At 65.4% G+C, this 20,664-nt stretch carries 17 protein-coding genes; 3 read left to right on the forward strand and 14 right to left on the reverse strand.

Features of this window, described 5'->3' with window-relative positions:
- Nucleotides 1–136: 136 nt before the first annotated feature.
- The 3 genes from FFS30_RS19680 to FFS30_RS19690 are packed head-to-tail and all read right to left on the reverse strand — an operon-like array spanning nt 137 to nt 2,819.
- Nucleotides 137–718 (reverse strand): arsinothricin resistance N-acetyltransferase ArsN1 family B, encoded by a 582-nt coding sequence (locus FFS30_RS19680; protein ID WP_137914892.1) that lies wholly within the window; start codon nt 716–718, stop codon nt 137–139.
- Nucleotides 715–2,001: an amidohydrolase family protein gene (locus tag FFS30_RS19685; protein WP_137914893.1), complete on the reverse strand. Its 1,287-nt coding sequence runs from the start codon at nt 1,999–2,001 to the stop codon at nt 715–717. Before FFS30_RS19685 ends, FFS30_RS19680 begins: the two co-directional genes overlap by 4 nt.
- 5 nt (nt 2,002–2,006) lie before the next feature.
- Nucleotides 2,007–2,819: a cyanophycinase gene (locus tag FFS30_RS19690; RefSeq protein WP_171014750.1), complete on the reverse strand. Its 813-nt coding sequence runs from the start codon at nt 2,817–2,819 to the stop codon at nt 2,007–2,009.
- 163 nt (nt 2,820–2,982) lie between these two features.
- On the opposite strand from FFS30_RS19690, the gene FFS30_RS19695 reads away from it, so the two are divergent.
- Nucleotides 2,983–4,332: a serine hydrolase gene (locus FFS30_RS19695; protein ID WP_137914895.1), complete on the forward strand. Its 1,350-nt coding sequence runs from the start codon at nt 2,983–2,985 to the stop codon at nt 4,330–4,332.
- Nucleotides 4,333–4,515: 183 nt separating this feature from the next.
- Here FFS30_RS19695 and FFS30_RS19700 read toward each other — a convergent pair whose 3' ends face one another.
- The 9 genes from FFS30_RS19700 to FFS30_RS19740 all read right to left on the reverse strand — a co-directional run bounded on the left by FFS30_RS19700 (nt 4,516) and on the right by FFS30_RS19740 (nt 16,904).
- Complete coding sequence (locus FFS30_RS19700; RefSeq protein ID WP_171014751.1) at nt 4,516–7,296, reverse strand: TonB-dependent receptor; 2,781 nt, start codon at nt 7,294–7,296, stop codon at nt 4,516–4,518.
- 423 nt (nt 7,297–7,719) lie between these two features.
- Nucleotides 7,720–9,123 (reverse strand): amino acid permease, encoded by a 1,404-nt coding sequence (locus tag FFS30_RS19705; protein WP_137914897.1) that lies wholly within the window; start codon nt 9,121–9,123, stop codon nt 7,720–7,722.
- Between the two features lie 181 nt (nt 9,124–9,304).
- Nucleotides 9,305–10,507 (reverse strand): Xaa-Pro peptidase family protein, encoded by a 1,203-nt coding sequence (locus FFS30_RS19710; protein WP_137914898.1) that lies wholly within the window; start codon nt 10,505–10,507, stop codon nt 9,305–9,307.
- 140 nt (nt 10,508–10,647) lie between these two features.
- The gene (locus tag FFS30_RS19715) at nt 10,648–12,246 is read right to left on the reverse strand and encodes an aldehyde dehydrogenase family protein (RefSeq protein WP_137914899.1); all 1,599 of its coding nucleotides are present in this window, start codon (nt 12,244–12,246) and stop codon (nt 10,648–10,650) included.
- Between the two features lies 1 nt (nt 12,247).
- Nucleotides 12,248–13,153, reverse strand: coding sequence for a dihydrodipicolinate synthase family protein (locus FFS30_RS19720; protein WP_137914900.1), 906 nt, complete (start codon nt 13,151–13,153; stop codon nt 12,248–12,250).
- 146 nt (nt 13,154–13,299) lie between these two features.
- Nucleotides 13,300–14,592, reverse strand: a complete 1,293-nt coding sequence (locus tag FFS30_RS19725) for an FAD-dependent oxidoreductase (RefSeq protein ID WP_137914901.1) — start codon at nt 14,590–14,592, stop codon at nt 13,300–13,302.
- Nucleotides 14,585–14,854 (reverse strand): (2Fe-2S)-binding protein, encoded by a 270-nt coding sequence (locus FFS30_RS19730; RefSeq protein WP_137914902.1) that lies wholly within the window; start codon nt 14,852–14,854, stop codon nt 14,585–14,587. The genes FFS30_RS19725 and FFS30_RS19730 overlap by 8 nt, the downstream gene beginning before the upstream one ends.
- Nucleotides 14,851–15,948, reverse strand: coding sequence for an FAD-dependent oxidoreductase (locus FFS30_RS19735; RefSeq protein WP_137914903.1), 1,098 nt, complete (start codon nt 15,946–15,948; stop codon nt 14,851–14,853). The genes FFS30_RS19730 and FFS30_RS19735 overlap by 4 nt, the downstream gene beginning before the upstream one ends.
- A complete protein-coding gene (locus tag FFS30_RS19740) occupies nt 15,945–16,904 on the reverse strand; it encodes a 4-hydroxyproline epimerase (protein WP_137914904.1) in 960 nt (319 codons plus the stop codon). The genes FFS30_RS19735 and FFS30_RS19740 overlap by 4 nt, the downstream gene beginning before the upstream one ends.
- 82 nt (nt 16,905–16,986) lie before the next feature.
- Between FFS30_RS19740 and FFS30_RS19745 the strand changes: the two genes are divergently transcribed.
- Together FFS30_RS19745 and FFS30_RS19750 are read left to right on the forward strand one after the other, a co-directional pair.
- Nucleotides 16,987–17,688 carry an AraC family transcriptional regulator gene (locus tag FFS30_RS19745; protein WP_137914905.1) on the forward strand — a complete coding sequence of 234 codons (702 nt, stop codon included), beginning with the start codon at nt 16,987–16,989 and terminating at the stop codon, nt 17,686–17,688.
- A 151-nt stretch (nt 17,689–17,839) separates the two neighbouring features.
- Complete coding sequence (locus FFS30_RS19750) at nt 17,840–19,183, forward strand: serine hydrolase (protein ID WP_137914906.1); 1,344 nt, start codon at nt 17,840–17,842, stop codon at nt 19,181–19,183.
- 16 nt (nt 19,184–19,199) lie between these two features.
- Here FFS30_RS19750 and FFS30_RS19755 read toward each other — a convergent pair whose 3' ends face one another.
- Nucleotides 19,200–20,093: a hydroxymethylglutaryl-CoA lyase gene (locus FFS30_RS19755; protein ID WP_137914907.1), complete on the reverse strand. Its 894-nt coding sequence runs from the start codon at nt 20,091–20,093 to the stop codon at nt 19,200–19,202.
- 37 nt (nt 20,094–20,130) lie between these two features.
- The coding region (locus FFS30_RS19760; RefSeq protein ID WP_249352554.1) for an endonuclease domain-containing protein at nt 20,131–20,664 on the reverse strand (534 nt) is incomplete at its 5' end.

Consider the following 20,664-nt stretch of genomic DNA (forward strand, 5'->3'; position numbering starts at 1 on the left):
GGCAACGCGCTTCGATTCGGGCGGTTGACTGCGATCGCGACGAATATACCGAATCGAGATGACAGCGCGGCGGGCAGTCGCTCTGCGTTCAGTCGCACATCACAGTTTGCGCACGCCGAATGTCGGCGCGGCGTATTCAGTCGATGCGAAAGGCGTTCTGCAGGACCGCCGAATCCAGAGCGGCGAATGCGATCGGGTCCGCGGGCGAGGGCGAAGGTGCTGTGATCTGCAACTGCCACCAGCCGACATCGTGCCAGGCGCCGAACTTGTAGCCGGCGTGATGCAGCGTCGCGCAATGGCGGAAGCCATAGGCTTCGTGCAACGCGACGCTGGCCGCGTTCGGCAAGGTGACGATGCCGAACGCGTTGACGTAGTTCTGCCCCTTGAGCACGGCGATCAACGCGGCATAAAGACGCCTGCCGATGCCGCGGCCGTGGAAGTCGGCATGCACATAAGCGGTGACTTCGACCGACCAGCGATACGCGGCGCGTTCGCGATGCGGGCTCGCGTACGCGTAACCGGCGATGCGGTCGCCGATCGTGGCGACGAGCCAAGGATGCGTCGGCAGCAGCTTGGTGATGCGCGCGGCCATTGCATCGACGTCGGGCACTTCGGTTTCGAATGACACGGAACTCAGTTCGACGTGCGGTGCGTAAATCTCGCGGATTGCTGCTGCGTCGGCCGCGTTCGCGGCACGCAGGACGAAGTCGTTGTTCATGGCTGTCGGTAAATCTTTCCGTTCTTCATCACAAAGATAACCTCGCGTATCGCTTCGATGTTGCGGGTTGGATCGCCGCGCACTGCGACAAGGTCTGCGCGCAGACCCGGTGCGATGCGGCCGAACTCGTCCTGCTTGCGCAGGATCGTTGCGTTGACGCTGGTCGCCGCGAGCAGGGCCTGCACCGGGCTCATGCCGAGCTTGACCATCCATTCGATCTCGCGCCAGTTGCTGCCGTGGGCGAACACGCCGACGTCGCTGCCGCAGCCGATGCGCACGCCAAGCTTGAGCGCCGTGCGGAATGCCGCGGCAGAGTCCTGCATGCGTTTGCCGGGCGGCGTCTTGCCGGGCTGGTAGCCTTCGTTGTACTGCGCGATGGCCTCGACCGCGGTCAAGGTCGGCAGATAGGCGACGCCGCGCTGCTTCATCAATTGGAAGGTGCGCTCGCTCGCGTTGTAGCCGTGTTCGATCGTATCGACGCCGGCGAGCACGGCCATGCGCACACCGTCGTCGCTCGATGCGTGCGCGGCGACCGGCCGGCCCGAGAGATGCGCGGCGTCGACCATCGCCTTGAGTTCCACATCGCTGAATGCCGGGCGCACTTCGCCGCCCGGGCCGATGCGATAGTCGGCATAGAGCTTGATCCAGTCCGCGCCACGGCCGGCCTGTTCGCGCACGGCGGCAATGCCGGCATCGATGCCGCTGACCTCTTGTGCGCCGCCCGGCAAGTCGGCATCGGGGCGGAAACCGCGCGGGCCGGGGCCGTACGACGCGGTCGCGACAATCGCGCGTGTGGCGATGAAATAGCGCGGGCCGGCGACCAGGCCCTCGTCGATCGCACGGCGCAGCGAAACATCGTCATAGCCCGCGCCCTCTGTGCCGAGATCGCGCACAGTGGTGAAGCCGGCGAGCAGGGTGTCGCGCGCATGCTGCGCGGCGAGCAGGGTGCGATAGGCCGTCGGCTCCTTGAGCACCTGGTCGTTCCAGCTCGTTTCGTTGTACGGGTGCAGGAACAGATGCGCATGCAGATCGATCAGGCCGGGAAGCAAGGTCGTTTCCGGCAGGTCGATAATCTTTGCGTCGGCCGGCGCGGTGATCGACGCGACGGGGCCGGCGGCGACGATGCGTTCGCCGTCGATGAGCACAGCCCAGCCGGCGTGCGCGGGCTCGTCCGCGTTGCCGGTCCATACGCGCGCGGGCCGCAGCAGGGTCGGTGCGGCCTGCGCGAGCGCGCAGAAGGCGCAGAGCAGCAGGCCGATCGCGGCGAGAATATTTTTGCGCATCGCGCTCAGGTAATCGTGCGGCGGAAGTCGAGATCGTAGCGCGAGCCGTGTACGAGCACGTGCACGCGCAGGTTGGTGATGCTGATCGGTCCGCTCGGCCCCGCTTCGGCGACGTTGGAATGGCCGACGTCGGAAGGATCGACCACGGTGATGCTGCCGTGGCCGACGATATCGACGACGTTGTCCGGGCCGATGAAGGCGGCCGTGTCGGGATCGATGCCGATGCCGAGCGCAAACGGATTGAGCGCGAGCGCGGCGAGCAGGCGGCCGAGCCGGTCCGCGCCGGCGCCGCCCTGGTCGATGACGAGGCGGTTCGACAGGCCGAGGCCCGGCGCGAGGGTGACGCTGCCCATGCGCGGCGTCGGTCCGTGCGCGCCGCCGGCAAGCATATGTTCGGCGAGGATCGCCGCGCCCGGGCCGATGCCGCCGACGGCCATGCCGTCCGCATTGCGCCGGCGCAGCAGGCGCGCGAGCTGGGTGCCGCCGAGCAGGGTTGACAGGCGCAGCGGCTGGTCGGCGCTGAGCAGGACGAATTCGGCGCGCTCGATCAGGGCGAGCGCCGAGGGCTGGTCGCTGTTGCTGCGGTTGCCGAGGGCGAGCCGCTGCACGCGGCCGGCACCGAGCGTGAGCAGGGCGGTTTCGATTTCTTCGCTCACCGTCTCGTCGGGCATCTGCGCGGTGATGATGACGATCTGCGGCCGCTGCCCAAGCATGGCGAGGATGCGGCGGAAGATTTCGCTATAGCCGTCGGGCCGCGCCTGGGTGCCGATGGGAATCAGATAACCGCGGGACTGGTCGGGAGCAAGGCGTGCGGGCAAGGCGTTTCCTTTGTTCGGCGGCGGAATCGGCGCAGCTAGTGTACTGGACGCCGATTGCGCTGCGGCAGCTTAGCCGCCGAATGCGCGCCGGCGCGCGCGGTTGACAAGCGCGCCGGCGAACCGGCCAAATCGAAATCCGATCCGCTCTTTGTTTGGAATGCCGATGCTTCGTTATGCGCTGCCGCTGCTGCTGTTCGCCAGTTCCTGTTTCGCCGCAGAGGCCGCGCGCAAAGACGAGGCGGCACGCATGGACGAAACCGTTGCCGCGTACGCCAACGCGGGCGAGTTCATGGGCACAGTGCTGGTCGCACGCGGCGATCGCGTCGTGTTGAGCAAGGGCTACGGCTCAGCCAATCTGGAATGGAACATCGCCAACGCGCCGTCGACGCGGCTGCGCCTCGGTTCGATCACCAAGCAGTTCACCGCGGCGGCGATCCTGCTGCTCGAAGAGCGCGGCAAGCTCAGGATCGACGACCCGGTGAAGAAGTATCTGCCCGATGCGCCGGCCGCGTGGGACAAGATCACGGTCTTCCATCTGCTCACCCACACTTCGGGCATTCCGAACTACACCGGCTTTGCCGAGTACCCGTCGATCGAGCCGTTTGCGAAGACGCCGGACGAGCTGCTCGCGCTGTTCCGCGACAAGCCGCTCGACTTCGCGCCGGGCGAGCAGTGGAGCTACAGCAATTCGGGCTATACCGTGCTCGGCTGCCTGATCGAAAAGCTCGGTGGTGTGAGTTACGGCGAGTTCCTGCGCGAGAACATCTTCGATCCGCTCGGCATGAAGGATTCGGGCTACGACGCCAACCGGCGCATCCTCGCGCGGCGCGCGAGCGGCTATGTGCCGGACATACACGGCTTCGTCAACGCGGGCTATGTCGATATGAGCATTGCCTTCGCCGACGGCGGACTGTACTCGACGACCGAGGATCTTTTGCGCTGGCAGCGCGGACTGTTCGGCGGCAAGCTGCTCAGCGCCGCGTCGCTCGCCAAGATGACGACGCCGTTCAAGAGCGACTACGCGTTCGGCGTCGAAGTGCACGGCACAGGCGCCGGCAAAATGATCGAGCACGACGGTCACACCGAAGGCTTTGACACGACACTGGCCTACTATCCAACGCAGAAACTGACCGTGGTCGTGCTCGGCAACGTCAACAGTTCGGCACCGCAGAAGATCGCGGCCGACCTCGGCGCCATCGCGCGCGGCGAGAACGTCGCGCTGCACACCGCGCGCAAGGAAGTGAATCTGCCGGCGGCTTTGCTCGCCGAGTACCGCGGCGTTTACCGGCTGCGCCCCGGACTCGACGTCGCGGTCACGCTCGAAGGCGATCATCTGATGGCGCAGGGCACGGGCCAGCGCAAGTATCCGCTGTTCGCCGAATCGGAAACGACGTTCTATTACAAGGTGATCGAAGGCCGCATCGAGTTCGTGCGCGGCAAGGACGGCAAGGTTGACCGTTTCATCCTGCATCAGGGCGGCGACATGCCAGCGCTGCGAGTGACGCCGCAATAGCCGAATGCGCCTCGCCGGGCTTCGTTCCCGATCACGAGCACCCAGACCGCGCCGTCCGAGACGAAGCGGTGGCAAGGACGGCAGCGCGACTCTGTCAGGGGTCGTACTGGCAAAAAAAAGGGCCGGCGCAAAGGCCGGCCCCAGGTGCAATCATTGCGATGGATTATCTCGCAGCAAGGCCGCTCAGAATTTGTACTCCGCACTCAACATCAAGGTGCGGCCGCGAAGCGGCAGGCCTTGGCCCGGTACCAGCACTTCCGGGTTGCGGCGGTCGAAGGCGTTGAACAGATTCGCCTGCAGCGTGGCGTTCTCCCAGCCTTTGTACTGCCCCCACAGGTCGACCGTGGTGTCGGAGGTGATATGGCAGCGTGCGGGGTCCACGCCGCGGTCGGCGCAACCCTGAAGCGACCCAATGGTGTCGTCGTTGCCCCAGGCCAGGGTGGTGCCGCTGGTGTAGTTGACGCGCGCGCCGGCGCCCCAGCCATCGCGATCCCATGAAGGGTGGAGAATGGCCCGCGTGCGCGGGCGGCCCATGCGGCCGATCCAATTCTCGGTATACGCGTTCTTGAATGTGTCCCAACTTCTGTAATCGATCTGGTAGGACAGATCGAGACCGACGTTCAACTTGCCCCAGTCGTCGAGATCCCACTTGGTGTTGATGCCGAGATCGAGACCGGACACACGCGTTCGCGCCAGGTTCTGGTACTGCAGTGCGATGGTGCGGATCGGACCAGCGGCAAAGCGGATGTCCTGACCGGACAACTCCTTCACGCGGCGCGCCAGCCGGTCGTCTTCGGCCGTGACCGGATCGCGTTCGACCAGTTTGGCGCTGTCCTCGTTCTCTAGCACTTGGGTGACGTCGAGAGTGGAGATCTCGTCGCGGCGTTTGATGTTGTAGTAGTCGAGCGTGATGGCGATCTGCGAGATCGGCTGCAACACGAATCCGAGCGTGAAGCTGTTCGAGCGCTCGGGCTTCAAGTTGGAGTTGGGCGTGACGGCCGAAGGGAAACTGACGGCGCAGCCGGAGCTGTAGGCCTGGACGGCGTCGAATTTGTCTTCGACGTTGCCGGTGGCGAGGATGTCGCGCATGCGGATCGCGGTGGCGCAGCGCTTCGGGTCGGCGTATCCGTTGTTGAACCAGGAGGCGCCGCCGTTGCCGGTTTCAGGCAGGCTCGGCGCGCGGAAGCCTTGCGCCGCCGTGCCGCGCAGCATGAAGTTGCTGGTCAGTTTGTACTTCAAGCCGATCTTCGGCACGATCGCGCCGGCCTGGCCGAAGGCGCGGTCGCCGCGCAAGGCCGCGTTGGCCTCGAATTTCTCGGTGAACGGCGCATCGATCTCGACATAGGCGGCGCCCAGATTGCGCGAGCCGGAAATCGATACCGCGGAGAAGCCGACGATGCGCCCCTGTTGGATGTTGTCGCTGCTGGCCTGATCGAAGGATTCGTGGCGCAGTTCGGCGCCGGTGGCGATCTGCAGCGGGCCGCCGGCGAGCTGTCCGATCTCGCGCGTACCCTTGATGTCGAAGAACGTCTGGCGATAGGTGCCGTGCGAACCCATTTCCGGGAACATGCGTTCGAGCAGCTCGCGTGGATTCTGCTGGCCGAACTTGTATTCGCCGCTGACGATGGCGTCGTAGTAGGCATAGCGATCGCGGTAGAGATGCTGCTTCTGCGTCGCGTGCGATCCCATGATGCCGACAGCGCCGTCCCAATCCCAGCCGAAGTCGTTGCCCTGGATGCCGACAAGCGCGCGGTACTGCTTCGAGGCGCCGACGTTCTTGAACATGTCGGGGTAGTCGGCGAAGCGGTAGTTCAGGCCAACCGGAAAATCGAACGGGTTGTTCGGATGGCCGACGGGAAGCTCCGGATCGGTGAAAGACTGCAGGCCTTTGCCCCAGGTGTACCAGGTCGTCGGCACGCCGTTGACGTTGCTGCGTGGAATCGCGGTGTGGTAATCGTCCTGCAGCTTGGCGAATTGCGCCTCGGCGTAGACCTGATGGTCGTCCGACAATTTGTAGCGCGCGCTGCCGAAGAAAGTGGCGCGGTCCGCCGGCGGCCTGGCGTCGCTGTTGGCCCAGTAGTCGAACCAGCACAAGCCGCCGGAGAGGTTCTGCGGCGCGCAGCCGGGCGCGGCCTGCGAAATGCGCTTGCCGGCCAGAGCCGGGTCTTTATAGTTCGTTGGGTAATAGCCGACATAGTTGCCGGGAACGGAACCGGTCGAGAGGCTGTCGCGGTCCGGGTTCATCTGGATGTACCAATCGGGCAGATACGGGCGCGCTTCGCGATCGGTATAGCCGCCGCGGCGGAAGATCTCGAAATTCGCATAGACGTTGTAACCGTCGTCGGCGAGACTGCCGAAACCGGCGGTGATCGACGCCTTGCGTTCGGCGTCGAGGAAGCTCGCGCGCAGCGACTGCTGCACCACGCCCTTGACGCTGACGCCCTTGAACTCGCGCCGCGTGATGATGTTGATGACGCCGGCGATGGCGTCGGAGCCGTAGACCGCCGACGCGCCGTCCTTGAGAACTTCGACGCGTTCGATGATCTCGCTCGGGATCGAATCGACGTTGACGAAGTTCGACTGCAGGCCGTCGGCGAAACCGTAAGCGGAGACGCGCCGGCCGTTGAGCAGTACTAGCGTCGCGTTGACGCCGAGGTTGCGCAGCGACACGCCGGTCGCGCCGCTTGCCCATGAGTTGGCGCCGCCGAGGTCGCTGATCGCATCGTTGCTGTTGCTGGTCAGGTTGGCGAGGATCTCCTGAACCGTGTTCGCGCCCATCCGCTCGATTTCCGCGTGCGTGATGATCTGCACCGGCGACGCCGTTTCCGTGTCCGTGCGCTTGATGTTCGAGCCGGTGACGACGACCTCTTCCAGTCTCGCGGCTTGAGCCTCGGGGCTCTTGCCGGAGTCGCGGTTCGTGCTTGCGCTGCTCTGCGCACCGGCAGCAGTTTGCGCATAGCTCAAAGAAGAAAAACCGCCGTTGCCCACCGTGACGGCGAGAGAAATACAAACGGCCAGATGTTTGCAGCGGACGGCGCGAAAGGGAAGCGTACTTCCGATTTCGGCAAAAGCGCGACGTCCGGATTCCCGGTTCTTGTTCGACATGCCCTGATCCCCATGAAGTTGGAAAGTTCTAATTGGCCGTGTCGAGACAGATGCAGGAACGGTCGCGCAACGGGTCCCGCATTTATCTATTTTTTCTTTTTTCGATCTAGAACTATTACCTTTGTTTACATGCGGAATTCAGCACAATTAAAAAATAATGAAAATAAAAAACCCGCACGAGGCGGGTTCGATAAGCAAGAAAAAATAGGGAAATCTGATCAGATCGATTTAATGGGTTGCGATATCTTTCCTTTCTTTATTTTGTGCGGAATTTCGCATAATTCAGTTCTGTGGGGCGAGTGCGCTGTGACGCCGCCCATAGCCGAGATACACGACGAGGCCGAGCAGCAGCCACACGCCGAAGCGCAGGTAAGTCGTATACGGCAGGCCCCAGATCAGCCAGCACGAGAAGCCGATGCCGACGATCGGCACGAACGGCACCAGCGGCGTGCGGAACGGACGGTGCAAGTCGGGCTGGCGCCAGCGCAGCACGGCGACCGCACTGCAGATGACGATGAAGGCACCGAGCACGCCGATGTTGACGAGCTTGGCGAGTTCGTCGAGCGGGAACAAACCGGCGGCGACCGTGGTCACGCAGCCGAGCAGCACGGTCGTGCGATGCGGCGTGTGCCAGCGCGGATGCACCGCGGCGAACCAGCCCGGCAGCAGGCCGTCGCGCGACAGGGCGAACCAGATGCGTGCGCCGGCAAGCAGGTTGGCGAAGATCACGCTGGTGATGCCGCAGATCGACGCGAGCGAGATCGCGATCATCACCTGCGGCAGGCCGATCGCAGTGAACGCATGCGCGACCGGCGCGTCGTTGTCCAGACTCGTGTACGGCACGATGCCGGTGAGCACGAGGCAGATCGCGAAATACAGCAGCATCGCAATCACCAAAGACAACACCACGGCGCGCGGCAGGTCACGCTGCGGATTGCGCGCTTCCTCGGCGGCCGTGGTCAGCATGTCGTAGCCGAATACGGCGAAGAACACGATCGCCGCGCCGGTGACCACGCCGTGCAGGCCGAACGGCATGAACGGCTGCCAGCGCGCGGGATCGACGAAGCCGACGCCGGCGACGATGATCAGCGCCGCCGCGGCAATCTTGATCGCAACGATCACCGTGTTGAAGCGCGCGCCCCATTCCATGCGCACCGCGAGCAAAGCCGTGATGGCGAGCGAGATCAGCACCGCGGGCAAGTTGAACCATCGTCCCGGCGCGCTGCCGTACGCGCCCTGCGCCCAGATCGGCAGCGGAATATGGAACGCGTCGAGCAGGGCCTGCACGTAGCCTGACCAGCCGACGGCGACGACCGCGGCAATCAATGCGTATTCGAGCAGCAAGTCCCAGCCGATGATCCAGCCGGCGAATTCGCCGAGCACGGCATAGCCGTAGGTATAAGCGCTGCCCGACACCGGAATCAGTCCGGCGAATTCCGCGTAGCACAGCGCGGCGGCCGCGCTGGCGATGCCGGCGATCAGGAACGAGAGCACGACCGCGGGGCCGGCCTGGGTCGCGGCGACCGTACCGGTCAGCACGAAGATGCCGACGCCGATGATGCCGCCGAGACCGATCGCAGTGAGATGCCAGAGGCCGAGCACGCGGCGCAGCTCGCCGCGCTGCGCGGTTTCGGCTTGCAGCAAAGCGATGGATTTGCGGCGGGTCATAGCGGCGAGAATCGACATGCGGCGGCGTTCCTCAATCGGTGGATTGTTGGCTTCGGTGTTCGCGTGCTTCGCCGTCGCCGCACCGCGGCAAGAAAGCGCCGGCGATGCCGCTCGGAGAAGGGTTGCGAAATGTATTCTCTGTGCTTTCCGTGATCCAAATTCTCTGTCGTTTTGTCTACATGCGAACGTGCGCGCTGGGTTATGCGAACGGCCGGTCGATCGCAGGCGACGGCGGCGTGAACCACGCCGCGCCGTCGTCAGTGACATGGAAATGATCTTCGAGGCGCACGCCGAATTTTTCCGGCACGACGATCATCGGTTCGTTGCTGCAGCAGTTGCCCGGCGCAAGCGCGACGGCATTGCCGCGCACCAGATATGGCGCCTCGTGCACGGCCAGACCGCAGCCGTGCCCGGTGCGATGCGGCAGGCCCGGCAGGCGATAGTCGGGACCGAGGCCGCCGCGTTCGAGCACGGTGCGCGCGGCGGCATCGACCGCTTCGCCGCTGATACCGGGACGCACCGCGGCGAACGCCGCCTGCTGCGCGGCGCGTTCGAGTTCCCAGATGCGCGCCGCATCGGCCGAAGGCTTGCCGTAGATATAGGTGCGCGTAATGTCGGAGTTGTATCCATGCACGCTGCAGCCGGTGTCGATCAGCACGAGTTCGTTCTCGCGCAGACGCTGCTCGCCCGGCACACCATGCGGATGCGAGGTAGCTTCGCCGAACTGCACGATGCAGAAGGTCGAACCGTTGTCCGCGCCGAGGCGGCGATGCGCGCGGTCGATGAAATATTTGATCTCGGTCGTGGTGACGCCTTCGCGCATCAGGCCCGCGGCGAGCCGATGCACGTGCAGGGTCATGTCGCAGGCCTGCTGCATCAGTGCGAGTTCGGCCGGCGACTTGCGTGCGCGGCAGCCGTCCACAATCGCGCTGGCATCGACGATCGCGCGCCCGTCGAGCGCACGGCGCAGACCCTCGAAGACGAAGTACGGCGCGGCCGGATCGAGCGCAAGCGAATGCGCGCCGCGTTCGGCCATCGCAGCGGCGACGAGCGTGTAGGGATTTTCGTGTTCCTCCCACAATCGCGGTACAGCCGCGACGGTGAGCACGTGCGCGAGCGTCGCGCCCTCGAACGCAGGGCAGATCGCGATTGGCTCGCCATCGCGCGTGATGAGCAGGGCGACGAGACGTTCGCTTGCGCCCCAAGGTACGCCGCAGAAATAGCGCAGCGATGCGCCTGCAGTGACGAGCAGCGCATCGGCGCCGCTGTCGTGCAGCAGGCTACGTGCGTGTTCGATACGCGCTTCGTAGTCTTGGCGCGCGATCGGCGCTGCGCGCTGCGCCCAAGGCGTGAGCTGTGCTTCCGCTTCGGTGGCGCTCAACTGGCCGATTTGATCGTTCATGCTACCGTTCCTCTCGATGCTGCCTTAGTCGAAAAACCCAAACCGTTCGCCCAGAGGTATCGAAGGGCGAACCTCACGCCGGGATTGCTGTTCGTGGTTCGATACCTCACCGCGAACGGAAAATCGTTACGAGGCTATCGTTAGCTTTTCTTGCCGACATCGTCCGTGGTCCAACGTCCGTCGATCAAACGCTGCATGCCGCCGGGATTGCCGTCGCGCAACTCGGCTGGCAGCAACGCGGCAGGCACGTTGTCGTAGCAGTGCAGCGCGGCGAAACGGCGGATCGCCGCGGGCATGCCGACCGCGGTGAAGCCGGGATGGCCGGTGCTCGGATACGGACCGCCGTGATTCATTGCCGCGCTGACCGCGACGCCGGTCGGCATCTTGTTGCCGATCAGGCGGCCTATGCGCGGGCGCAGTGCCTGCGCGATCTTTGCCGCGGCGGCTTCGTCGATGTCGCTTTGTTTACTTGTATACAGCGTGCCAGTGAGGTTGCCGTCGAAGGACTGCGCGACGGCGATCATGTCTTCGATGTTCTGCGTGCGCACGATCAGGCTGGCCGGGCCGAAGACTTCGGTCTGCAGCGCTTGCGCGGCGGCGAGGAATTGCTGCGCATCGACACCGAGCAGGGTCGGCGCCTGCCGATACCCGGGCCGGGCATCGGCCTGGCCTTCGGCAAGCACGCGTGCGCCCGCGTCGGTCAACGTGGCGAGACCACGGCGGAAGTGATCGAGCACGCCTTGCGAGAACAGCACATTGGCGGGCGCATTGGCGAACAGCGCGCTTGTTGCGGAAACAAAGGCATCGCCGTCCGCACCGTGCGGCACGATCACGATGCCCGGATTGGTGCAGAACTGGCCGCTGCCCATCGTGCACGAAGCAAAGAACTCCTGCGCCAGCTCGGCGCCGCGTTCGGCCAATGCGCCGGGCAGCAGGAACACCGGGTTGACGCTCGACATCTCCGCATAAATCGGCACGCCGGCCGCATCGGCCGCGGCCTTGAGCGCGAGGCCGCCGGCGCGGCTGCCGGTGAAACCGATCGCGCCGAGGCGCGCATCGCCCGCGAGTTTTGCGCCGAGCGCGTTGTCGACGTGGTAGAGCATCTGCACGCTCGCCGCGGGCAGGCCCGCATCGAGCACGGCGCGGTGCGCGAGTTCGGCAAGGCGCCGGCTCGTCGCCGGATGCGAGGGATGTGCCTTGGCGATCACCGGATTGCGCGCGGCGATCGCGCTGGCGAAATCGCTGCCGGCGATGGCATTGAACGCGAACGGGAAATTGTTCGGCCCGAACACGAGCACGGGTTTGTTCAGCGGTGCGAAGTGCGAGCGCAGGCCGGCCTGCGTGTCTAGCGTCGGCTGCGTCCACGAACTTGCGCGCACGGCCTGCGCGGCCTGGCGCAATTGGTTCGTCGTGCGCGGCAGCTCGACCTTGGCCAGGCGCGGTTCGCGCGGCAGCGCGGTTTCCGCATGGGCGAGATCGACCAACGTCGCTGCGTCGGCTTCGATCGCCGCCGCGTAGGCATCGAGAAACGCGGCGATGCGCGCGGGCTCGCAGGCTGCGAGCTGCGTGGCGGCAGCGCTGGCAGCGGCGAGCGCGGCTTCGACGTCGGCCGCACCGCTGACCGGGAATTCGGGGCCGATCTCGCCGGCCGAGATCGGGTCGAAGGCGCGGAAGCCCGCGCGCGCATCCAGCGATGCACGCCAGTCTCCTGCGATCAGCACAGGGGCGAATGCGCTCATGTCAGAGCTTCGGCTGCGTGGCGATCGCGTGCTCGATCACCTTGAGTGCGTCGGCGCGTTCCGCGCCTTCGAGCACGAGCCGCGGTGCGCGCACCGTTTCGCTGCCGATGCCGACCTTGTCCTGCACAAGCTTGATGAGCTGGACGAACTTCGGCACGGTGTCGAGGCGCAGCAGCGGCAGGAACCAGGCGTAGAGTTCGGCAGCGGCCTTGGCGCCGCCGTCGCGCGCGAGTTCGAACAGCTTCACCGACTCTTTCGGGTAGGCGTTGACCAGGCCGGCGATCCAGCCGGTCGCACCCATCGCGACGCCTTCGACGATCGCGTCGTCCATGCCGACGAGCAGTTCGAGGCGGTCGCCGAGCAGGCTGCGCAGCGCGGCGAAGCGGCGCACATCGCCCGAGGATTCCTTCACCGCTTGCACGTTCGGATAGGCCTGTGCGAGTTCGGCGATCTGCGCCGGACTGAAATCGGTTTTGTAGGCGATCGGGTTGTTGTAGATCATGCACGGCAGGTCGGTCGCTTCGATCACCGCGCGCAGATGCGCGCCCATCTCGCGCCAGTCGGTCGAGTAGACATACGGCGGCAACACCATAAGGCCGCGGCAGCCGATCGTCTTGGCTTCGCGCGCGAGGCGCACGGCTTCGGCGGTGGACAGCGCGGCGATACCCGGAATGACCGGCGCGCGCTCGCCGAGCGCCTGCACGAGCGTGCGCAGAATCGCGAGCTTCTCGTCGAAGCTCAGCGTCGCCGCTTCGCCGAGCGAACCGAGCGCGACGATGCCGGTGCAGCCGGCGTCGATCATCTGGCGCGCATGATCGGCGAGAAAGGCGTGGTCGACTTGACCATCGGCGGCGAACGGCGTGGTGATCGCGGGAATGACGCCGCGCCAGATCGAATTTTTGCTCATTGAATTTCTCCTGATTGAAATGGACTGATGTTTCGCAAATCTTTCGACGTCATTCCCGCGAACGCAGGAATCCAGCGACTTTGATCTTGGGTGTCTCCAAAAAAGCAGAGGCACTCGATTCCCGCCTTCGCGGGAATGACGATTCTTTATTGGGCTGTCTGATTCTCGATTGAGGCGAAATCGCTGTCGGCGAGCGTCGCCAACCGCGCGGGAAAAATCGGAGGGCGCAGACCGCCGCGCGCATAGCGGCCGAGTTCGGCCAGCGCAGTGCCGCAGATGCGGCCCTGGCAGGCGCCCATGCCGCAACGCGTCTGCAGCTTGGCCGCGCGCGCGTCGTCGAAATCGCGCAGCGCGGACCAGGCGACGTTCTCGCAGCGGCAGACGACGGTGTCGTCGGTCGCGAGTTCGCGCACGCGAGGATCGAGAGCGAAATGCATTTCGAGCAACGCGGAGAAACGCCGCGCGCGACGGCGGGCGGACTGCATGGCTTGCGCGGCCTGCATCGCGCCGGCCGCGGCATGTCCGGCGATGGCGCCTTCGATGCGCGCGGCGTCGCGTCCGCCGATGCCGCAGATTTCTCCGGCGGCGTAGACGTTGGCGAGGCTCGTGCGCTGATCCGCGTCGACCGCGACGCGCGGATGCCGGCCGCTCGCGTCGAGCGCGCAGCCGAGCAGCTCGGCGAGTTCCACGTTCGGCACGAGACCGTAGCCGACCGCGAGATGGTCGCAGTCGATCTGTCGCATCTGTTTGCCGATGCGCAGTTCGATCGCGCGCAGTTGCGCATCGCCGTGGGCCGCGGCGACGACGGCGCCCGCGCGGTAGGTCACGCCGGCGAGGGCCGCGCGCAATGCGACGGCTTGCGCGGCTTTGGCCGGCCAGCGCCAGAGGCGGCTCGCGAACGCGGCCAACTGTGCGGGAGCTGCCTGCTCGTAGATGCCGAGCACGTTTGCCCCGTGTTTTTTCAGCGTTGCCGCGGCCGCGAGCAGCAGCGGACCCGAGCCGGCGACGACGACGCGCTTGCCGGCGATCGGCCAACCCTGCTTGACCAGCGCCTGCGCGCCGCCGGCGCCGAACACGCCCGGCAGAGTCCAGCCCGGAAACGGCAGCAGCAGTTCGCGCGCGCCGCAGGCAAGAACGAGTTTGTCGTAGCGCAGGCTGCGCGCACGGGCGTCGTGCTCGACGAGAAGTTCGTTCTGTGTTGCTGCGACGATCTGAGTCTGCGCGAGCCAGTCCAGATTCGGAAGATTCGCGACGGCGCGGAATGCCGCCGCCGCATCGGGCGGCACGGCGCCGCGCACATCGCGCCGCCAGACCTGGCCGCCCTGGGTCGACTGCGCATCGACAAGGCCGACGCGCGCGCCGTATCCGGCCGCGGCCTGTGTAGCGGCGAGGCCGGCGGGACCGGCACCGACGACGAGTACGTCGTAGCGCTCAGCCATGTGCAGGCTCCGTCGTAGTTTCCACGCGCATGCCTTCGCGCACGAGGGTCATGCAGGCGCGCTGATGGTCGGCGCCGTCGATGCGTACGCGGCACTCGAAGCACAAGCCCATGCCGCAGAGCGGCGCGCGCAAGCTTGCGTCCTTGCGCGTGCCGAACGCCGTTGCGACCTGCGCAATCGCGGCGGCGACGCTGAATCCGGCCGGCACCGTGACGCTGCGGCCGTCCACTTGCAGACGGATTGGAGTATGGGCAGCGCTCATGCCAAGGCCCGCAGCGGCAGATAAGGTGCGGGATCGATCGCCGGGCGCCGTCCGAACAACTGATCGATCAGCAAGCCCGCGCTGCCGAACGCCGTGGTCACGCCGAGCCCCTCGTGACCCGCGGCGACCCAGACATTGCGCAGGCCCGGCACCGCGCCGAGGTAGGGACGGCCGTCCGGCGTAGTCGGGCGGAAGCCGGTCCAGATGCGCAGCGCCTGCAGATAGCGCAGGCGCGGCAGGAAGGCAAACGCGCGCGACAGCATGGTGCGCACGGTCGACATCGAGATGTCGCGCGAGTCGTCGAATTCACGCGACGAGCCGATCAGCACCTGCCCGGTCGGGCGCGGCTGCACATTGAACGCGACCGAGACCGGCGCGTTGCCGTGCGCGCTGTCGGCATAGCCGAGTTCGAGCAGTTGATGGCGCACGAAAGCCGGATAGCGTTCGGTGATGACCAGATGGCCTTTGCGCGCACGCATCGGCAGCATCGGCAGCAACTCGGGCACGGCGCAGCCGGTCGCGACGAGCACCGGCCCGCTCAGGCGCGTGCCGTCGTCGAGCGCGACGCCTTCGGCGACGAGCCGCTGTGCGCGGCGGCCGAGATAGAGCCGTGCGTTGCGCGCCGTCGCGCGCTTGACGAGGAACTCGGCAACGCGCGGTGGATAGACCACGGCCTCTTCGGCAACGAGCATGCCGCCGGCGAGGCCGGGCGCGAGTTCGGGTTCGAGTTCGTAGAGCGCGTTCGCATCGATCGCTTCGGCGAAGACGCCGGCCTGCGCGAGCCGCGCGATTTTCGCTGCGATGCCGGCGCGCTCATGTTCGTCGCGCGCGATCCACAAGGTGCCGCAGCGGCTGAATTCCGCTTCGGGCAGATCCGCATAGGCTTCCCACAATTGCTGCGAATAGCGCGACAGCGCGAGTTCGGCAGGATCGTCGTCCATCACGACGAGATGACCCATCGACGCGGCGGTCGCGCCGCCGCCGACCGGGCCGGGCTCGACGATCGCGACGTGCAGGCCCTCCGCCGCAGCGAGATCGGCGCAGGCTGCCCCGACGATGCCGGCGCCGACCACGATCAAGTCGAATGCGCTCACGCCTTCGCGTCGCCCGTCGCCGCGCCGACGCCCCAGGCGAACGGGTCGGCGGGATCGATGTAGAGCGTGCTCTGCGCGGTGATGTGAGCGCTGCCGGTGATGCGCGGAAGCACGCCGCGCGCGCTGCTTGTGTATCGCGCTTCGAACAGGCTGCCGAGAATGCTTTCCTGCCGCCAGGTCGCGTCGGGCGCGAGTTTGCCGTCGGCGGCGAGGCAGGCGATCTTCGCGCTGGTGCCGGTGCCGCACGGCGAGCGATCGTAGGCGAGACCGGGGCAGAGGACGAAGTTGCGCGCGTCGGCGGCGGCCGTCGGCGCTGCGGCATTGACTTCGATATGGTCGATCTCGGCGCCGTCCGCGCCGGTAATGCGATTCGCTTCGAGGGCGAGGCGCACATGCTCGGTGTACGCGGTCAGCTCGCGCACATGGGCGAAATCGAGCGGCACCGGGGTGTCCTCGGTGATGAAGAACCAGTTGCCGCCCCAGGCCACGTCGCCCGTCACCGTGCCGAAGCTGGGCACCTCGACGCGCACGCCGGCGGCATGGCGATAGCTTTCGACGTTGTCGATGGAGACGCGGCCGTCTTCGTGCAGTTCCACGCCGACCGTGCCGACCGGCGTTTCGAGCTTGTGCAGGCCCGGCGCGATGCGGCCGAGATGGGCGAGGGTGCGGATCACGCCGATGCTGCCGTGGCCGCACATGCCGAGATAACCGACGTTGTTGAAGAAGATCACGCCGGTGCAGGCGTCTTTATCGACGGCCGGCACGAGCAGGGCGCCGACCATTGTGTCCGAGCCACGCGGCTCGCAGGCGATTGCGCTGCGCCAATGGTCGAACTCGCGGCGGAAACGCTCGCGGCGCTCGGCGAGCGAGCCGCCGCCGAGATCGGGGAAGCCGGCGATCACCACGCGCGTGGGTTCGCCGCCGGTATGCGAATCGATGACGTCTATCTTGTGCATCCCGGCATGGTGCGGCGGATGGGTTTTCCGGTCTAGAAAGAGTTGCTGCGTTTGGATGCGGAATTCGGCACAATCGATTTCGATGACCGCAATCCCCGCCGCCGAGCTCGAAAGCCTGTTCGACGCATTGCCCGACGTGGTGTTCTTCGTCAAGGACGCGGTCGGACGCTATACCCACGCCAATCTCACTCTCGTGCGCCGGCTCGGGCTCAAGCGCCGCGAGCAGGTGATCGGGCGTGGCGTCGCCGAACTGTTTCCGGCGCATATGGGCGGCTCGTACGCGGCCCAGGACAAACGCGTGCTCGGCGGCGAGACGATCGAGGACCAACTCGAAGTGCACATCTTCCCGAACCGCGCGCCGGGCTGGTGCCTGACACGCAAGCATCCGCTGCGTGTGCGCGGCAAGGTGCGCGGTGTGGTCGGCATTTCGCGCGATCTCGGCCAGCCAGACGGCCGCCATCCGACCTATGACCGCCTGCGCCGCGTCGTCGACCATCTGCAGCGGCACTATGCCGAGAACGTGCGCATGGCCGCTCTCGCCGAACTGGCCGACGTGTCGCTGGCCCAGCTCGAACGGCATTTCCGCCACGTCTTTCAGATCACCCCGCAGCAGGCACTGACGCGGCTGCGCATCGAAGCGGCGATGCGTGCCCTCGCCGGCACCGAGCGCATCGCGGAAATCGGCCAGGCCTGCGGCTTCGCCGATCAGAGCGCGTTCGCGCGCCAGTTCAAGGCGACGGTCGGGATGACGCCGCGTGCGTATCGCAAACTTGTTTCTGTATAGCTGAGCACGTTTTTCCCGTGCGTTTCGCACGGGCCACGCACGGGCCGATGCCGGTTGTTGTTGCGGCAATTGCGCAGCGCTCGCTGCGAATTGACAACGATTCCGAGAACGCGCCAAATCGGGCGCTTTCCGGTCGCTGCGAGGAGTCCGCATGTTTCGCTATTGGTTGCTGATGTTGTTCGTGGCCGCGCCGTGCTTCGCGCAGGATGCGGGGCACAAAGACGATGTCGCGCGCATGGACGAAATCGTCCGTTCGTACGTGTCGAACCAGTCGTTCATGGGCAGCGTACTCGTCGCGCGCGGCGACCAGGTGCTGCTGAGCAAGGGTTACGGCTCGGCGAATCTGGAGTGGGATATCCCGAATACGCCGACGGTGAAATTCCGCCTCGGCTCGATCACCAAGCAGTTCACCGCGGCGTCGATCCTGCTGCTCGCCGAGCGCGGCAAACTGAAGCTCGACGATCCGGTGAAAAAATATCTGGCCGATGCGCCTGCGGCCTGGGACAAAGTCACGATCTTCCATTTGCTGACGCATAGTGCGGGCATCGTGAATTTCACCGATTTGCCCGACTACAAATCGATCGAACCGTTCGCGAAAACGCCGGCGGAGCTGGTCAAGCTCTTCCGTGACAAACCGCTGGAATTTCAGCCCGGCGAAAAAATGAGCTACAGCAACTCGGGCTATATCGTGCTCGGCTGCGTCATCGAAAAAGCCGCGGGCGAGAGCTACGTGAAGTTCGTGCAGGACAATATCTTCACGCCGCTCGGGATGAAGGATTCCGGCTACGACTCCAACTCGGCGATCATCGCTCGCCGCGCCAGCGGCTACACGCACGACGAGCACGGCTTCGTCAACGCGGGCTATATCGACATGAGCATCCCGTTCTCGGCCGGTGCGCTGTATTCGACCAGCGAGGATCTGCTGCGCTGGGAGCAGGGGCTGTTCGGCGGCAAGCTGCTCAACGCAGCGTCGCTGACCAAGATGACGACGCCGTACAAGAACAACTACGCCTTCGCTCTCGAAGTCAGCGACAACAAAGGCCGCAAGATGATCGCGCACGGCGGCGGTATCGAAGGCTTCAACACGCAGATGAGCTATTACCCTGCGGAAAAACTGACCGTAATCGCGCTAGCCAACCTCAACGGGCGAAGCCCTGGCGAGATCGCCGACAAACTCGCTTCGGTGGCGTTCGGCGAGAAGGTGATCCTGCCGTCGGAGCGCAAAGAGGTGAAGCTGCCCGCCACCGTGCTGGCCGCGTATCCGGGCACGTATCACCTGCGCCAAGGATTCGATGTCGCCGTGACGCTCGAAGGCGATCAACTGGTGGCGCAGGCCACGGGACAGCCCAAATTTCCGTTGTTCGCCGAATCGGAAACGAAATTCTTTCTCAAGGTCGTCGATGCGCAGCTCGAGTTCCTGCGCGGCAAGGACGGCAAGGTCGATCGTCTGGTCCTGCACCAGGGCGGACGCGATACGGAAGGGCTGCGGCAATAATCCGCAGCGCGTTTGCTCAGGCGGCTTTGCCGACTTTGCTGCCGTTGTCGCGCGCGAGTTGCGCGCTGAGCCATTGCCCGGTTTCGATCAGCTTCGGCAGATCGACGCCGGTGGCGATGCCCATGCCGTGCAGCATGTAAACCACGTCCTCGCTCGCCACGTTGCCGCTCGCGCCGCGCGCGTACGGACAGCCGCCGACGCCGGAGACGGCAGAGTCGATCACGGCCACGCCGAGTTCGAGGCAGGCAAGGATATTGGCGAGCGCCTGGCCGCGCGTGTCGTGGAAGTGGATCGCGAGCGCGGACATCGGCACTTCGGCGCCGACCGCGGCGAGCATTGCGCGCGCCTTCGCCGGTGTGCCGATGCCGATCGTGTCGCCGAGCGAGATTTCGTAGCAGCCCATGGCGTGCAGCGCTTTCGCCACGCGCACGACGTCGGCGAGCGGCACGTCGCCCTGGTACGGGCAGCCGAGCACAGTGGAAACGTAGCCGCGCACGGCGACCTTGTCCGCCTTCGCGCGCTCCATCACCGGCGCGAAGCGTTCGAGCGATTCGGCGATCGAGGCATTGATGTTCTTGCGGTTGAACGCTTCGCTCGCCGCGGTGAACACGGCGATTTCCTCGACGCCGACCGCATGCGCGCGCTCGTAGCCCTGCAGGTTCGGCACGAGCACGGGATAGCGCACGCCGGGCTTCTTGTGGATGGCCGTGTAGACCTCGGCCGCGTCGGCGAGCTGCGGCACCCACTTCGGACTGACGAAGCTCGTCGCCTCGACAGTCTGCAGGCCGGTCGCCGAGAGCCGATCGATCAGCTCGATCTTGACCGGCGTCGGCACGATGGTCTTTTCGTTTTGCAGACCGTCGCGCGGGCCGACTTCGACGATGCGGATTTTGTCAGGTGTGGAATTCATGGCGGGCTCGTGGGATGCAGCTAGGGATATCGAAGCTTTAGCCCTCCCCTTCAAGGGGGTGAGGCAGCACGCTCGCGAACCAAGGTTCGCGTGCTGCCGAACGCCCGAAGCAGGAGCGAAGGGCTGGGTTGCTTTGCGAGGCATGGATGCCGAGCTTAGCAACGTTGGGTGGGGATGGTGTTGCTCGGTCGCGCAGAGTTTGCAGAACAACCTCGAGCAAATCTTCTAGATTCTCAAATACTTCGTTGTTCCAGAATCTCAAAACGGTGAAGCCAGATCTTTCGAGAAATCGCGTTCGTTGTCGATCATATTCAAGGCGATCGGCATGTTGGGCGCCGTCCAGCTCAATGACAATTTTACGTTCTAAGCAGACGAAATCGAGAATGTAGTCGCCGAACGGGTGCTGCCGGCGAAATTTGCAATGGTCGAGTTGGCGGTGACGCAGGCGTTGCCACAGCTTTGATTCTGCATCGGTGGGTGCGTTGCGCAGGCGGCGTTGCAACTTCGCGGCGAGAATTTTTTTGTTGGTTTGTCCTTGCATGACGGCTCTCCTTGCTGGCGCTTTCAACAC

The organism is Rudaea sp. 3F27F6 (assembly GCF_005503555.1).
In the GTDB taxonomy this organism is placed as follows: Bacteria; Pseudomonadota; Gammaproteobacteria; order Xanthomonadales; family Rhodanobacteraceae; genus Rudaea.

Coding starts and splice junctions, on each gene's coding strand:
- FFS30_RS19745 (WP_137914905.1), top strand. CDS start 16,987: ATGACCGCAATCCCCGCCGCCGAGCTCGAAAGCCTGTTCGACGCATTG.
- FFS30_RS19705 (WP_137914897.1), bottom strand. CDS start 9,123: ATGTCGATTCTCGCCGCTATGACCCGCCGCAAATCCATCGCTTTGCTG.
- FFS30_RS19730 (WP_137914902.1), bottom strand. CDS start 14,854: ATGAGCGCTGCCCATACTCCAATCCGTCTGCAAGTGGACGGCCGCAGC.
- FFS30_RS19715 (WP_137914899.1), bottom strand. CDS start 12,246: ATGAGCGCATTCGCCCCTGTGCTGATCGCAGGAGACTGGCGTGCATCG.
- FFS30_RS19720 (WP_137914900.1), bottom strand. CDS start 13,153: ATGAGCAAAAATTCGATCTGGCGCGGCGTCATTCCCGCGATCACCACG.
- FFS30_RS19755 (WP_137914907.1), bottom strand. CDS start 20,093: ATGAATTCCACACCTGACAAAATCCGCATCGTCGAAGTCGGCCCGCGC.
- FFS30_RS19725 (WP_137914901.1), bottom strand. CDS start 14,592: ATGGCTGAGCGCTACGACGTACTCGTCGTCGGTGCCGGTCCCGCCGGC.
- FFS30_RS19695 (WP_137914895.1), top strand. CDS start 2,983: ATGCTTCGTTATGCGCTGCCGCTGCTGCTGTTCGCCAGTTCCTGTTTC.
- FFS30_RS19680 (WP_137914892.1), bottom strand. CDS start 718: ATGAACAACGACTTCGTCCTGCGTGCCGCGAACGCGGCCGACGCAGCA.
- FFS30_RS19750 (WP_137914906.1), top strand. CDS start 17,840: ATGTTTCGCTATTGGTTGCTGATGTTGTTCGTGGCCGCGCCGTGCTTC.
- FFS30_RS19710 (WP_137914898.1), bottom strand. CDS start 10,507: ATGAACGATCAAATCGGCCAGTTGAGCGCCACCGAAGCGGAAGCACAG.
- FFS30_RS19685 (WP_137914893.1), bottom strand. CDS start 2,001: ATGCGCAAAAATATTCTCGCCGCGATCGGCCTGCTGCTCTGCGCCTTC.
- FFS30_RS19740 (WP_137914904.1), bottom strand. CDS start 16,904: ATGCACAAGATAGACGTCATCGATTCGCATACCGGCGGCGAACCCACG.